Here is a 15541-nt window from a genome sequence, read left to right as displayed (position 1 = left end):
AAATAGGCCGGCCCCGGATTGCCGGGGCCGGTTTCCATCATGGTCCATAAGGACCGCTATCCAGAGAGCCGCGCCCGAGCGCGGCTATACGGCTTTCCGGATAGCTGTTCTTGAACGTAAAGAAGGAGCGAACATGGCCCTGGAATTCACCGGTCGTAAGCGCATCCGCAAGGTCTTCGGGTCCATCGGCGACGTGGCCGAGATGCCGAACCTCATCGAGGTTCAGAAGGCGTCCTACGACCAATTCCTCATGGTTGAGGAAGCGAAGGGCGGGCGTCCGGACGAAGGTTTGCAGGCCGTTTTCAAATCCGTATTCCCAATTTCGGACTTCTCGAATACGGCGCTGCTCGAATTCGTCCGCTATGATTTCGACCCGCCGAAGTATGACGTCGACGAGTGCCGCCAGCGTGGCATCACCTTCTCGGCGCCGCTGAAGGTCACGCTGCGCCTGATCGTGTTCGATGTCGACGAGGACACCGGCGCGAAGTCCGTCAAGGACATCAAGGAGCAGGAAGTCTACATGGGCGAAATGCCCCTGATGACGTCCAACGGCACCTTCATCGTCAACGGCACCGAGCGCGTGATCGTCTCGCAGATGCACCGCTCGCCGGGCGTCTTCTTCGATCACGACAAGGGCAAGACCCATTCGTCGGGCAAGCTCCTGTTCGCCGCCCGCATCATTCCGTATCGCGGTTCCTGGCTCGACATCGAGTTCGACGCCAAGGACATCGTGCACGCACGCATCGACCGTCGCCGCAAGATTCCGGTGACGTCGCTGATGTTCGCGCTCGGCATGGACGGCGAAGAGATCCTCGACACCTTCTATTCGAAGATCGTCTACTCCAAGGTCGGCGATGGCTGGCGCATGCCTTATGATCCGGCGCGTATGCGCGGGATGAAGGCCGCCATGGACATGATCGACGCCGACACCGGCGAAGTCGTGGTCGAGGCCGGCAAGAAGCTGACGGCCCGCGCCGCTCGCGGCCTGGCCGAGAAGGGCGTCAAGGCGCTGAAGGTTCTCAACGAGGACCTGCACGGCACCTATATCGCCGAGGACATCGTCAACCCGACCACGGGTGAAGTCTACGCCGAAGCCGGTGACGAGATCAGCGAAAAGCTGCTCGAGATCCTGGACGAGGCCGGCTACGACGAAGTCACGGTTCTCGATATCGACCACATCAATATCGGCGCCTACATCCGCAACACACTGGCCGTGGACAAGAACGAGTCGCGCGAAGACGCGCTGTTCGACATCTACCGCGTCATGCGTCCGGGCGAGCCGCCGACCGTCGATACCGCGACCGCCATGTTCCAGTCGCTGTTCTTCGACAGCGAGCGCTACGATCTGTCGGCCGTCGGCCGCGTCAAGATGAACATGCGCCTCGACCTGACGGCCGAGGACACCGTTCGCGTGCTCCGCAAGGAAGACATCCTGGCGGTTATCAAGACGCTTGTCGAACTGCGCGACGGCCAGGGCGAAATCGACGACATCGACAATCTCGGCAATCGCCGCGTGCGTTCGGTCGGCGAGCTCATGGAGAACCAGTACCGCGTCGGTCTGCTCCGCATGGAGCGCGCGATCAAGGAACGCATGTCGTCGGTCGAGATCGGCAACGTCATGCCGCAGGATCTGATCAACGCCAAGCCGGCGGCTGCCGCCGTGCGCGAGTTCTTCGGCTCTTCGCAGCTGTCGCAGTTCATGGATCAGACCAACCCGCTGTCGGAAATCACCCACAAGCGCCGTCTCTCGGCGCTTGGCCCGGGCGGTCTGACGCGCGAGCGTGCCGGCTTCGAAGTGCGCGACGTGCACCCGACGCATTACGGCCGTATCTGCCCGATCGAGACGCCGGAAGGCCCGAATATCGGCCTGATCAACTCGCTCGCGACGTTTGCCCGCGTCAACAAGTACGGCTTCATCGAGAGCCCGTACCGGCGCGTCAAGGACGGCGTCGCGACGATGGACATCGTCTATCTGTCGGCGATGGAAGAGTCGAAGTACTACGTCGCCCAGGCGAACGTGAAACTCGATGCGAACGGCAAGCTGACCGATGACCTGATCATCAGCCGCCATTCCGGCGAAAACGTCATGGTCACCTCCGACCGCGTCGACTTCATGGACGTGTCGCCGAAGCAGCTCGTTTCGGTCGCGGCCTCGCTGATCCCGTTCCTCGAGAACGATGACGCGAACCGCGCCCTGATGGGTTCGAACATGATGCGTCAGGCGGTGCCGCTCGTTCGCGCCGAGGCGCCTTTCGTCGGTACCGGCATGGAGGCCGTCGTTGCCCGTGATTCCGGCGCTGCCATCGCGGCTCGCCGCGGCGGTATCGTCGACCAGGTCGATGCGACCCGTATCGTTATCCGCGCGACGGAGGAACTTGATCCTTCGAAGTCGGGTGTCGATATCTATCGTCTGATGAAGTTCCAGCGTTCGAACCAGTCGACCTGCATCAACCAGCGGCCGCTTGTCCGCGTGGGGGATCGCGTCGGCAAGGGCGATATCCTGGCGGACGGCCCGTCGACGGATCTCGGTGATCTGGCGCTCGGCCGGAACGTGCTCGTCGCGTTCATGCCGTGGAACGGCTACAACTTCGAGGACTCGATCCTCCTGTCCGAGCGCATCGTGTCGGATGACGTCTTCACCTCGATCCATATCGAGGAGTTCGAGGTCATGGCGCGCGATACCAAGCTCGGTCCGGAAGAAATCACGCGCGATATCCCGAACGTTTCGGAAGAAGCGCTGAAGAACCTCGACGAAGCCGGCATCGTCTATATCGGCGCCGACGTGCAGCCGGGCGACATCCTTTGCGGCAAGATCACGCCGAAGGGCGAAAGCCCGATGACGCCGGAAGAGAAGCTTCTGCGCGCCATCTTCGGTGAAAAGGCTTCCGACGTTCGCGATACCTCGCTCCGCGTGCCGCCGGGCGTGACCGGCACTATCGTGGAAGTGCGCGTCTTCAACCGCCATGGCGTGGAGAAGGACGAGCGCGCGATGGCGATCGAGCGGGAAGAGATCGAGCGTCTCGCCAAGGACCGCGACGACGAGCAGGCCATCCTGGACCGTAACGTCTATGGCCGTCTGGTCGACATGTTCGACGGCAAGACCGCTTCCAGCGGCCCGAAGAACTTCAAGAAGGACACCGTGCTGACGCGCGATGTCATCGAGGAGTATCCGCGGTCGCAGTGGTGGCAGTTCGCTTTCGCCGACGAAAAGGTCATGGGCGAGATCGAGGCTCTGCGCGGGTCGTATGACGAGAGCCGCAAGCGGCTGGAGAAGCGCTTCATCGACAAGGTCGAGAAGCTGCAGCGCGGCGACGAGCTGCCTCCGGGCGTGATGAAGATGGTCAAGGTCTTCGTCGCGGTGAAGCGCAAGATCCAGCCGGGCGACAAGATGGCCGGCCGTCACGGCAACAAGGGCGTCGTGTCGCGGATCACCCCGATCCAGGACATGCCGTTCCTCGAGGACGGTACGCATGTCGATATCGTGCTCAATCCGCTCGGCGTGCCGAGCCGCATGAATGTCGGCCAGATCCTGGAGACGCATCTGGGCTGGGCTTGCGCAGGCATGGGCCTGAAGATCGGCAAGATGCTCGAGGATTATAAGAAGTCGGGCGACGTCAAGCCGCTCCGCCTCACCCTCGACGGCATCTATAACGGTCCGAAGGATCAGCCGGTTGCGGAACTGGACGACGCTTCGGTCATCCGGATGAGCGAACACCTGAAGAAGGGCGTCTCGATTGCGACGCCGGTCTTCGACGGTGCGCGTGAGCCGGACATCGTCGAGATGCTGGAGGAGGCGGGTCTTCACGACTCCGGCCAGTCGGTTCTGTATGACGGACGTACGGGCGAGGCATTCGACCGCAAGGTGACAGTGGGCTACATCTACATGCTCAAGCTGCACCACCTGGTCGATGACAAGATCCACGCCCGCTCGATCGGCCCGTACTCGCTCGTCACGCAGCAGCCGCTGGGTGGTAAGGCGCAGTTCGGTGGCCAGCGCTTCGGCGAGATGGAGGTCTGGGCTCTCGAGGCCTATGGCGCCGCCTACACGCTGCAGGAAATGCTGACCGTGAAGTCCGACGACGTGGCCGGCCGTACCAAGGTGTATGAGGCGATTGTCCGCGGCGATGACACGTTCGAGGCCGGTATTCCGGAATCGTTCAACGTGCTGGTCAAGGAAATGCGGTCCCTCGGGCTCGACGTCGAGCTCAATCAGTCCAAGAAGGCCTTGGACGCCGAGGCGAACGCAAGGCTTCCGGACGCGGCGGAATAATCCGCCGCGGTTTCCGATAGGCCCATTCAGTTTACATGCGGTGTTCCGGTAGAGGGTGATCCTCAACCGGCCACCGGCATCGAAGGAGATCGGCGATGAATCAAGAAGTCGCGAACATCTTCAATCCGCTGGCGCAGCCGGCACAGAATTTCGATCAGATCCGCATCCACATTGCGAGCCCTGAGAAGATTCTGTCCTGGTCGTACGGTGAGATCAAGAAGCCGGAAACGATCAACTACCGTACGTTCAAGCCTGAGCGCGACGGCCTGTTCTGCGCGCGCATTTTCGGACCGATCAAGGATTACGAGTGCCTGTGCGGTAAGTACAAGCGCATGAAGTACAAGGGCATCATCTGCGAGAAGTGCGGCGTGGAAGTCACGCTCGCACGCGTTCGGCGTGACCGCATGGGTCACATCGAGCTGGCAGCGCCCGTCGCTCATATCTGGTTCCTGAAGTCGCTGCCGTCGCGTATCGGCATGCTGATGGACATGACGCTGAAAGATCTCGAGCGGATCCTGTATTTCGAGAACTACGTCGTCATCGAGCCGGGCCTCACCCCTCTGAAGGAGCGTCAGCTTCTTTCCGAGGAAGAGTACCTGCGCGCCCAGGACGAATATGGTGATGACTCGTTCACCGCCCTCATCGGCGCGGAAGCCATCCGCGAGATGATGATGGCGCTCGACCTGCCGAAGCTCGCCGTCGACCTGCGCGAAGAGATCGCCACCTCGACCTCGGAGCTGAAGCCGAAGAAGCTCGGCAAGCGCCTGAAGCTGGTCGAAGCGTTCATCGAATCCGGCAATCGCCCGGAATGGATGATCATGACGGTCATCCCGGTCATCCCGCCGGATCTGCGCCCGCTGGTTCCCCTCGACGGCGGCCGCTTCGCGACCTCCGACCTGAACGACCTGTATCGCCGCGTCATCAACCGCAACAATCGTCTGAAGCGGCTGATCGAACTGCGCGCCCCGGACATCATCATCCGCAACGAGAAGCGCATGCTTCAGGAAGCGGTCGATGCGCTGTTCGACAACGGCCGTCGTGGCCGCGTCATCACCGGCGCCAACAAGCGTCCGCTGAAGTCGCTCTCCGACATGCTGAAGGGCAAGCAGGGCCGCTTCCGCCAGAACCTGCTCGGCAAGCGCGTCGACTACTCCGGCCGTTCCGTGATCGTCGTGGGTCCGGAAATGAAGCTGCACCAGTGCGGCCTGCCGAAGAAGATGGCGCTCGAGCTGTTCAAGCCGTTCATCTACTCGCGCCTTGACGCCAAGGGCTTCTCGTCCACGGTCAAGCAGGCGAAGAAGCTCGTCGAAAAGGAAAAGCCGGAAGTCTGGGATATCCTGGACGAGGTTATCCGCGAGCATCCGATCCTGCTGAACCGCGCCCCGACGCTTCACCGCCTCGGCATCCAGGCTTTCGAGCCCGTGCTGATCGAAGGCAAGGCGATCCAGCTGCATCCGCTCGTCTGCTCGGCCTTCAACGCCGACTTCGACGGCGACCAGATGGCCGTGCACGTTCCGCTGTCGCTCGAAGCGCAGCTGGAAGCGCGCGTCCTGATGATGTCGACCAACAACATCCTGCATCCCGCGAACGGCCAGCCGATCATCGTGCCGTCGCAGGACATCGTCCTCGGTCTCTATTATCTGTCGATCATGGCAGACAAGGAGCCGGGCGAGGGCATGCTGTTCGGTTCGATCGCCGAGATCGAGCACGCGATCGCCGCCAAGGCGATCACGCTGCACACCAAGATCAAGGGTCGCTATCGTGGCGTCGACGCGGACGGCAACGTCACGTCGAAGATCTACGACACCACCCCGGGTCGCCTGCTGATCGGCGAATTGCTGCCGAAGCACCACAACCTGCCCTTCGACGTCGTCAACAAGTTGATGACCAAGAAGGAAGTCTCGAACACGATCGACGCCGTCTACCGCCATTGCGGTCAGAAGGAGACGGTCATTTTCTGCGACCGCATCATGGCGCTGGGCTTCCGCGAAGCCTGCCGTGCTGGCATTTCGTTCGGCAAGGACGACATGGTCATCCCGCCGACCAAGGCCAAGCTGGTCGAGGAAACGCAGGCGCTCGCGAAGGATTACGAGCAGCAGTACAATGACGGCCTGATCACCTTCGGTGAGAAGTACAACAAGGTCGTCGACGCCTGGGCCAAGTGTGGTGACGCCGTCGCCGCCGAGATGATGAAGGGCATTTCCGCCGTTCATCACGACGCGGAAACCGGCCGTCAGAAGCCGATGAACTCGGTCTACATGATGAGCCACTCGGGTGCTCGTGGTTCGCCGACCCAGATGAAGCAGCTTGCCGGCATGCGCGGTCTGATGACCAAGCCGTCGGGCGAGATCATCGAGAACCCGATCATCTCGAACTTCAAGGAAGGCCTGACCGTTCTCGAGTACTTCAACTCGACCCACGGTGCCCGTAAGGGTCTGGCCGACACCGCCTTGAAGACGGCGAACTCGGGCTATCTGACGCGTCGTCTCGTCGACGTGGCGCAGGACTGCATCATCATTGCGCAGGATTGCGGCACGACGAACGGCCTGAAGATGCAGGCAGTGATCGACAGCGGCCAGGTCGTCGCTTCGCTCGGCCTGCGGATTCTCGGTCGTACGGCTGCCGAGGACATCGTTTCGGGCGCGACCGGCGAAGTGCTGGTTCCGGCCGGTCACCTGATCGTCGAGAAGGATGTCGATCGCGTCGAGAAGGCTGGCGTCCAGGCGGTCAAGATCCGCTCGGTGCTGACCTGCGACACGAAGATCGGCGTCTGCGCGGCCTGCTACGGTCGCGATCTGGCGCGCGGCACGACCGTCAACATGGGCGAGGCCGTTGGTGTTATCGCGGCCCAGTCCATCGGCGAGCCCGGCACGCAGCTCACCATGCGCACGTTCCACATCGGTGGCACGGCACAGGTGGTCGACTCTTCCTTCATCGAGTTCGAGCTTCGAAGGCACGGTCACGATGCGTAACCGCAACGTGGTCCGCGACTCCGGCGGCAAGCTGGTGGCCCTCGGCCGCAACATGGCGATCGTCATCGTCGACAAGGACGGCATGGAGCGCGCGGTCAACCGCGTCACCTATGGTTCGCGCGTTCACGTCGACGAGGGTGACCAGGTCAAGCGCGGGCAGCGTCTGGCCGAGTGGGATCCCTACACCCGTCCGGTTCTGACGGAAGTCTCGGGTATCGTCGGCTATGAAGACATGGTCGAAGGCATCTCGGTCGTGGAAACGGCCGACGAGGCGACCGGCATCACCAAGCGCGTCGTCATCGACTGGCGTGCCAATCCGCGCGGCGGCGATCTGAAGCCGGCGATCGTGATCAAGGGCAAGGACGGCAAGATCCTCAAGCTGGCCCGTGGCGGTGAAGCCCGGTACATGCTGTCGGTCGAGACCATTCTGTCGGTCGATCCCGGTTCGACGGTTCACGCTGGCGACGTGCTGGCGCGTATTCCGACGGAAGGCGCCAAGACGCGCGACATCACGGGCGGTCTGCCGCGCGTGGCGGAGCTGTTCGAGGCCCGTCGTCCGAAGGATCACGCCATCATCGCAGAGATGGACGGCACGATCCGCTTCGGCCGCGACTACAAGAACAAGCGTCGCGTCATCGTTGAGCCGGTCGAGGGATCGGTCGGTCTGGATGGCGAGTTGCTGGAGCCGATCGAGTACCTGATCCCGAAGGGCAAGCCGTTCCATCTCCAGGAAGGCGACGCCGTGGAGAAGGGCGACTACATCATGGACGGCAACCCTGCGCCGCATGACATCCTGGCGATCAAGGGCGTGGAGGCACTCGCGGCCTACCTCGTCAACGAGATCCAGGACGTCTATCGCCTGCAGGGCGTGCAGATCAACGACAAGCACATCGAGGTGATCGTTCGCCAGATGCTGCAGAAGGTCGAGGTCTATGATGCCGGCGAGACGGAGTTCTTCAACGGCGAGCAGATCGATCGCCTGGAGTTCGACGTGGTGAACGAGAAGGCCAAGTCCGAGGGCAAGAAGCCTGCCCAGGGCAACCCGGTCCTGCTCGGCATCACCAAGGCCAGCCTGCAGACGCGTTCGTTCTTCTCGGCAGCGTCCTTCCAGGAAACGACCCGCGTCCTCACCGAGGCGGCCGTCAACGGCAAGGTCGATCCGCTCGAGGGTCTCAAGGAGAACATCATCGTCGGCCGCCTCATCCCGGCGGGTACCGGTGGAACGATGGGCCGTATCCGCGAGATCGCGACCAAGCGCGACGAGCTGATCCTCGAGGAGCGTCGCCGTTCCTCGGCAGCGTCGCAGCCGGCGGCAGCGCCTGCTGGCCTGCTCGGTGATCTGACCAACGCGGCCGAGTAATCCACTCGGTCCAGGAATGGAAAAGGCCGCCTTCGGGCGGCCTTTTTCGTGGCGCAGAAGCCGCGCTCCCGAAGTTTGTTGTCGCCAGCGGGCCAGACATGCAACTTGCTTTCAGGATAGGCTACAATGAGCGTTGCGGAGCTTGGCTGGGGAATGGCGAAGGCTTCGTGTTTTTCGGGGGTAGGTCAACTTGCGTAGCCTGATGGTTCTGGTCCGGACTGGTGTCACGAGCCTCGTGCTCGTTGGCTTGCTTGCAGGCTGCGGCGGCCGTCCGAAAGACGTGCTGCTTCCCGTGTCGATCACGGCGCCCGTTCCCGGCAGCACCACGGTCGACATGGCCGTCGCGACCACGCGCCAGCGTTCGACCGTCCCTGGCCAGATGTTCACGGGTGAACGCGGCCGGGCCATCGATTTTGCCAACATCGTTGTCTCGATCCCGCCGGACTCGATCCGGAAAAAGGGCGACGTGCAGTGGCCGAAGAAGCTGCCGGGAAATCCCGCCACGGATTTCGTCACGGTCAAGGCCGAGGATATGAACCTCGCTCAAGCGAGGGCATGGTTCAACAAGCGCATCAAGGCAACACCGAAGCGTCAGGCCTTGGTCTTCATCCATGGCTTCAACAACCGTTTTGAAGACGCCGTCTATCGCTTTGCCCAGATCGTGCATGACTCGGATTCGGACGTCGTGCCGATCCTGTTCACGTGGCCCTCGCGCGGCAGCGTCCTTGCCTATGGCTATGACCGGGAGAGCAACAACTATTCGCGCGATGCGCTCGAGCTTCTGCTGAAGGCGCTTGCGGATGATCCCAATGTCGACGAAGTCTCGATCCTGGCCCACTCCATGGGCAATTGGGTGACGCTGGAGGCGCTGCGCCAGATGGCGATCCGCGACAAGCGCATCGCGCCTAAGATCAAGAACGTCATGCTGGCTGCGCCGGACGTCGATATCGACGTCTTCCGCCGCCAGATGGCCGATATCGGCGTCAACGGGCCGAATGTTACCCTGTTCGTCTCGCAGGATGATCGCGCCTTGAAGGTTTCGCGGCGCGTCTGGGGCAATGTCGAACGTCTGGGGCAGATCAACGTCGCCCAGGAGCCATTTGCGTCCGAGCTGCAGCAGGACAAGATCACCGTCATCGACCTGACCAAGTTGCATACGGATGACCGGCTGAACCATGCGAAGTTCGCCGCGAGCCCCGAAGTTGTGCAGTTGATCGGGGCGCGTCTCGCCGAAGGCCAGACCATGACGGATTCGAAGACGGCGTTCGGTGACAAGCTCGTTGCCGTGACAACGGGCGCTGCCGCCAGCGTTGGCACCGCGGCCGGCCTGATCGTGACCGCGCCGGTCGCCATCATCGATCCGGATACCCGCGATACCTACAACTCCCAGATCAAGGCGCTCGGCAACACGCTATCGGATAATGCCGATACGGCTGGCGCGCTGCTGAAGCCCAGCGGCGTGGCCTATTAGGGGCTACGCCGGGTCGCGACTGTTCGGCGGCCTGTCATGAAGGTGACATTGCGGTGTCGCTCGGCTGAGACATGGGCCACCTAGGAGATCTCCGTTATCCCGAACGGAGATTTGTCCATGTCGCCTCGCCAGTTCTTTCTCGCCGGCCTTTCGCTCGTCGCCATGGCGGCGAGCGCCTCCGCTGCCGAGCCCACGCGGTTCGATGCCGTGCTGAGCCAGCACGCCGTGCTGCCGGCCCAGAGCTTCGCCGTGCCGCCTGCCGATGCGCCCGCTACGCTCAATACCTCCGGCCGCTACACCGGTACGGGCGCCGATTTCGGCCGCCGCTTCGATCGTCTCTATTCGATCTTCGACGAGAAGACCGGCCTGGCCCGTCCGTTCGCCGGCCAGCCCGTGCAGGGCTTCTCCGGTATCCGCCCGCTCGGCGACGGTACTTATGTCGTGCTGACCGACAACGGCTTTGGCGCCAAGGCCAATTCCGCCGACGCGATGATCATGTTCCACATCGTCAAGCCGGACTGGAAGACGGGCCGCATCGAGATCGTCAAGACGGTCTTCGTCAAGGACCCGACCCGTGTCGTCCCGTTCCGGGTGGTCAACGAGAATACGGATGCCCGCTACCTCACCGGCGCCGACTTCGATCCCGAGAGCATCCAGAAGGTCGGCGAGCATTTCTGGATCGGCGATGAGTTCGGCCCCTACCTGGTCGAGGTGGATGCGGATGGCACGGTGCTCAGCCTCAAGGAGACCGTCGTTGCCGGCGTGACCTATCGCAGCCCCGACAATTATGCGGTCGTCATGCCGGCCGGTCCCGACAAGCCGATGCCCGAATTCAACGTGCGCCGCTCCAAGGGTTTTGAAGGCATGGCGCTGTCAGCGGATGGCAAGACCCTGCATCCCATGCTGGAAGGCGCGCCCTGGGACGCCAAGGCCGGCAAGTTCGTCGAGAAGGGCGGCAAGTCGGTGCTGCCGATCTTCGATTTCGACATTGCCTCGAAAGCCTTCGCCGATACGGTCCGCTACTATCCGCTTGAGGACTTCGGCAACGCGATCGGCGACTTCAACATGATCGACGCCAACCGCGCGCTCGTGATCGAGCGCGATGGCGGGCAGGGCGATGCCCGCGAGGGCTGGGCGGAGACGCCGGCCAAGTTCAAGCGCATCTACCTGGTCGATCTCTCCAAGACCGATGCCGACGGCGTCGTGCGCAAGATCGGCTTTATCGACCTGATGAACATCAAGGATCCGAACGCCGTCGCTCGCGTCGGCTCGAAGGACGGCGTCTTCACCTTCCCGTTTGAGACCATCGAGAATGTCGACCGGATCGACGAGACCCACATCATCGTCGCCGACGACAACAACTTCCCGTTCTCGGTCGGTCGCGCGCAGGGTAAGGCCGACAACAACGAGTTCATCGTGCTCGAGGTCGGCGACTTCCTGAAGGCCGAATAGCGGGCGGCGGCTACAAGCGTTCATCATGATGAAGGGTCGCCTCCGGGCGGCCCTTTTCCTTTGGCGTCGAACTCTCTAGCAATGACGCTGAGGAGAGCTGCTCCGGAAAGGGGCAGCTACCGATGCGCTCCATGGAGCGCGCCCGGGGAGGGGCCAGGATGAAACTGCTGACATTGATCGCGCTCGGCGCGACGCTCGCTGTTACCGCCGCGTTTGCCGAGGAGAGCTACAAGCCCTCCGTCAAGGTGAAGCGCATCCTGCAGACGACCACGACGACGAGTGGCGATCCGATCCACTACCCGAGCTTTTCCGATCCCGAAGTGCAGAGCCTGATCGTCGAGATTCCGGCGGGCGGCGAGACCGGCTGGCACACCCATCCGGTGCCGGCCTACGCCTACATCCTGGCCGGGACCATCGAGGTCGACAGCGAGGGCGGGGCGAAGCGAATCTTCAAGGCGGGGGATTCGTTTGCGGAAATGGTCGATCACCGCCATAACGGCCGAGTCGTCGGCGACGAAACCGTGCGAATCCTGATGATCGTAACCGGTCAGAAAGGAATGCCGTTCTCCACGCGGACGGCTGCGCCAGAGTGAGTCGAGGCGATTCCCGCCTCGGCCGGGAGCCGCGCGAGTGGCTGGGCAACAATCTTCCGTGATCTCGTTCCGATCATTGCGAATATTGCTGGCCGGTCCGCCGGTTTGGGGAATCCTTGCGTCGCGGGGCGCTTTGAAAAGAACCCCGCGCAGGGGTTGACTGGAACCATCCGAATAAGTAGGTTCCGCAAGCTTTCAGGCAGGCGGTAAGTTCAGTTTTTCCAGCGGCGCCACGTCGCGGAGTTCAGACTTAAACGCTGTCCGAATCGAAACAAGAGTTAAGAACGACACGCACGATCGCGGCAACCGCCGTGATCCTCTGCTTTTCGTAGCGCCTCCGCGGTAAGCGGTCCGGGCGCTCTTTGTTCATGGTCAATCGGCTGTGGCGAAGGTGCGAAGAGCGGAAGACAGAAACAGAACCGTAGGCTAGCTGAAAGGCGAAGCATGCCGACAATTAACCAGCTCATCCGCAAGCCGCGTCAAGCGCCGGCGAAGCGGAACAAGGTTCCGGCGCTGCAGGAGAACCCGCAGAAGCGCGGCGTTTGCACTCGCGTCTATACGACCACGCCGAAGAAGCCGAACTCGGCCCTTCGTAAGGTCGCGAAGGTTCGCCTGACCAATGGCTTTGAAGTCATTGGCTACATCCCGGGCGAAGGCCACAACCTGCAGGAGCACTCTGTCGTCATGATCCGTGGCGGCCGCGTCAAGGATCTGCCGGGCGTGCGCTACCACATCCTGCGCGGCGTGCTCGATACCCAGGGTGTCAAGGGCCGTAAGCAGCGTCGTTCCAAGTACGGCGCGAAGCGTCCGAAGTAATAGGGAACAGGATCAATGTCCCGTCGCCATAGTGCAGAAAAGCGCGAGATCATCCCGGACCCCAAGTTCGGCGATATCGTCGTCACCAAGTTCATGAATGCCGTCATGTATGACGGCAAGAAGTCGGTTGCCGAGAGCATCGTTTACGGTGCCTTCGACATCATCCAGAACCGGACCAAGCAGGAGCCCGTCGTGGTGTTCCGCCAGGCTCTGGACAACGTCGCCCCGCACATCGAAGTGCGTTCGCGTCGTGTCGGTGGTGCAACCTACCAGGTTCCCGTCGAGGTTCGTACGGACCGTCGCCAGGCTCTCGCCATTCGTTGGCTCCTCACCGCGGCTCGTGGCCGCAACGAGAAGACGATGATCGAGCGTCTGTCCGGCGAGCTGCTGGATGCCTCGAACAGCCGCGGCAATGCCGTGAAGAAGCGCGAAGACACGCACCGGATGGCTGAAGCCAACCGCGCATTCTCGCACTATCGCTGGTAACGATCGGACAAAGGCAGACCATTATGGCCCGCACGCATAAGATCGAAGACTACCGCAACTTCGGAATCATGGCCCACATCGACGCGGGCAAGACGACGACGACCGAGCGGATTCTGTACTATTCGGGCAAGAGCCATAAGATCGGCGAAGTCCACGACGGCGCTGCCACCATGGACTACATGGAGCAGGAGCAGGAGCGTGGCATCACGATTACCTCTGCCGCGACCACGACGTTCTGGAACGGCAAGCGCCTGAACATCATCGACACCCCCGGCCACGTTGACTTCACGATCGAAGTCGAGCGTTCGCTGCGTGTGCTCGACGGCGCCGTTTGCGTTCTCGACTCCAACCAGGGCGTCGAGCCGCAGACGGAAACCGTCTGGCGTCAGGGCGACAAGTACCACGTTCCGCGCATTGTCTTCTGTAACAAGATGGATAAGACCGGTGCCAATTTCGACATGTGCATCGCGGACATCAAGCAGCGCCTCGGCGCTCGCCCCGTTCCGATCCAGCTGCCGATCGGCGCCGAGAACGAGTTCAAGGGCATCATCAACCTCGTGACCATGAAGGCCGCCGTCTGGAATGACGAAAGCCTCGGCGCGATGTATGACGAAGTCGAGATCCCGGCGGATCTGCTCGAGAAGGCCCAGGCCGCTCGCGCCAATCTGATCGAAGCTGCCGTCGAGCTCGACGATGCCGCCATGGAAGCCTACCTCGAAGGCAACGAGCCGGACCTGGCGACTCTCAAGTCGCTGATCCGCAAGGCCGTGCTGCATTCGAACTGGTTCCCGGTTCTTTGTGGTTCGTCCTTCAAGAACAAGGGCGTTCAGACGCTGCTCGACGCGGTTGTCGATTACCTCCCGTCGCCGGTCGATGTGCCGCCGACCAAGGGCATCGACGTCAAGACCGAGCTGGAAGTCGAGCGTCATTCGACCGACGACGAGCCGCTTGCCATGCTGGCCTTCAAGATCATTGAAGACCCGTTCGGCATCCTGACCTTCGCCCGCATCTATTCCGGCGTCCTGAACAAGGGCACCACGCTCCTCAACTCCACCAAGGAGAAGAAAGAGCGTATCGGCCGCATGGTCGCGATGCATGCCAATTCGCGTGAAGATATCGACGTGGCTTATGCCGGCGACATCATCGCTCTCGTTGGTCTGAAGGAAAGCCGCACCGGCGACACGCTCTGCGACCCCGCTTCTCCGATCATCCTGGAGAAGATGGAGTTCCCCGAGCCGGTCATCGAAATGTCGGTGGAAGTGGCTTCGAAGGCCGACCAGGAGAAGCTGGGCACTGCGCTGCAGAAGCTCGCTTCCGAGGATCCGTCCTTCCGCGTCTCGACGGACAGCGAGTCCGGCCAGACGATCATCAAGGGGATGGGCGAGCTTCACCTCGACATCAAGATCGATATCCTTCGTCGTGCGCCGTACAACATCAACGTGAATGTCGGCGCTCCGCAGGTGGCTTATCGCGAGACCATCCGCAAGAAGACGGAAATCGACTACACCCACAAGAAGCAGACCGGCGGTACGGGCCAGTTCGCCCGCGTCAAGTTCGTCATCGAGCCGAGCGAGATCGGTGCCGGTTACAGCTTCGAAAACAAGATCATCGGCGGCGTTGTTCCGAAGGAATACGTCCCCGGCGTCGAAAAGGGCCTGAACTCGGTCATGACCTCCGGCCCGATCGCGGGCTTCCCGGTCGTGGACGTCAAGGTCTCGCTGATCGACGGCGCCTATCACGAAGTCGACTCCTCGGCGATCGCGTTTGAAATCGCGTCCCGTGCGGCTCTTCGCGAAGGTCTCCTGAAGGCCAATCCGGCCCTCCTCGAGCCCGTCATGAAGGTCGAAGTCGTTTCGCCGGAAGAATATGTGGGTTCGGTTATCGGCGATCTGAATTCGCGCCGTGGCCAGATCCAGGGCCAGGACATGCGCGGCAACGCAAATGTCATCACGGCCTTCGTCCCGCTCGCCAACATGTTCTCTTACGTGAACAACCTGCGCTCCATGAGCCAGGGCCGCGCGAGCTACACGATGCAGTTTGATCATTATGAGCAGGTCCCGCAGGCCGTCGCTCAGGAGGTCCAGGCGAAGTACGCCTAGACCTTTACGACGCGAAACTGAA

General features: G+C 62.0%; 7 protein-coding genes and 1 pseudogene. All 8 read left to right on the top strand.

Annotation, left to right across the window (positions count from 1 at the left end):
• The first annotated feature begins 133 nt into the window (after positions 1–133).
• The 8 genes and pseudogenes from rpoB (at position 134) to fusA (ending at position 15519) form a co-directional block, all read left to right on the top strand.
• Positions 134–4270 (top strand): DNA-directed RNA polymerase subunit beta, encoded by a 4137-nt coding sequence (gene rpoB, locus ACHMWQ_RS18335; RefSeq protein WP_354550040.1) that lies wholly within the window; start codon positions 134–136, stop codon positions 4268–4270.
• A gap of 95 nt (positions 4271–4365) precedes the next feature.
• Positions 4366–8602 (top strand): annotated as a pseudogene (gene rpoC, locus ACHMWQ_RS18330) (DNA-directed RNA polymerase subunit beta').
• A 202-nt stretch (positions 8603–8804) separates the two neighbouring features.
• Positions 8805–10073 carry an alpha/beta hydrolase gene (locus tag ACHMWQ_RS18325; RefSeq protein ID WP_396309478.1) on the top strand — a complete coding sequence of 423 codons (1269 nt, stop codon included), beginning with the start codon at positions 8805–8807 and terminating at the stop codon, positions 10071–10073.
• A gap of 117 nt (positions 10074–10190) precedes the next feature.
• Complete coding sequence (locus ACHMWQ_RS18320; RefSeq protein ID WP_396308559.1) at positions 10191–11525, top strand: esterase-like activity of phytase family protein; 1335 nt, start codon at positions 10191–10193, stop codon at positions 11523–11525.
• Between the two features lie 158 nt (positions 11526–11683).
• Entirely contained in the window at positions 11684–12118 is a 435-nt protein-coding gene (locus ACHMWQ_RS18315) for a cupin domain-containing protein (protein WP_396308558.1), read from the top strand.
• A gap of 444 nt (positions 12119–12562) precedes the next feature.
• A complete protein-coding gene (rpsL, locus tag ACHMWQ_RS18310; protein WP_018184664.1) occupies positions 12563–12934 on the top strand; it encodes a 30S ribosomal protein S12 in 372 nt (123 codons plus the stop codon).
• A gap of 15 nt (positions 12935–12949) precedes the next feature.
• Positions 12950–13420 carry a 30S ribosomal protein S7 gene (gene rpsG, locus ACHMWQ_RS18305; protein ID WP_018184665.1) on the top strand — a complete coding sequence of 157 codons (471 nt, stop codon included), beginning with the start codon at positions 12950–12952 and terminating at the stop codon, positions 13418–13420.
• Positions 13421–13443: 23 nt separating this feature from the next.
• Positions 13444–15519, top strand: a complete 2076-nt coding sequence (gene fusA, locus ACHMWQ_RS18300) for an elongation factor G (protein WP_354550032.1) — start codon at positions 13444–13446, stop codon at positions 15517–15519.
• Positions 15520–15541: the final 22 nt, after the last annotated feature.

The organism is Kaistia sp. UC242_56 (assembly GCF_044452255.1).
Taxonomy (GTDB): Bacteria; Pseudomonadota; Alphaproteobacteria; order Rhizobiales; family Kaistiaceae; genus Kaistia; species Kaistia defluvii_A.
The sequence above is the reverse complement of the archived record's forward strand: the minus strand, read 5'-3'. Positions and strand labels throughout refer to the sequence as shown.

Excerpts from the sequence above, each read along its gene's own strand:
- rpoB (WP_354550040.1), top strand. The coding sequence starts at position 134 with ATGGCCCTGGAATTCACCGGTCGTAAGCGCATCCGCAAGGTCTTCGGG.
- ACHMWQ_RS18325 (WP_396309478.1), top strand. The coding sequence starts at position 8,805 with ATGGTTCTGGTCCGGACTGGTGTCACGAGCCTCGTGCTCGTTGGCTTG.
- ACHMWQ_RS18320 (WP_396308559.1), top strand. The coding sequence starts at position 10,191 with ATGTCGCCTCGCCAGTTCTTTCTCGCCGGCCTTTCGCTCGTCGCCATG.
- ACHMWQ_RS18315 (WP_396308558.1), top strand. The coding sequence starts at position 11,684 with ATGAAACTGCTGACATTGATCGCGCTCGGCGCGACGCTCGCTGTTACC.
- rpsL (WP_018184664.1), top strand. The coding sequence starts at position 12,563 with ATGCCGACAATTAACCAGCTCATCCGCAAGCCGCGTCAAGCGCCGGCG.
- rpsG (WP_018184665.1), top strand. The coding sequence starts at position 12,950 with ATGTCCCGTCGCCATAGTGCAGAAAAGCGCGAGATCATCCCGGACCCC.
- fusA (WP_354550032.1), top strand. The coding sequence starts at position 13,444 with ATGGCCCGCACGCATAAGATCGAAGACTACCGCAACTTCGGAATCATG.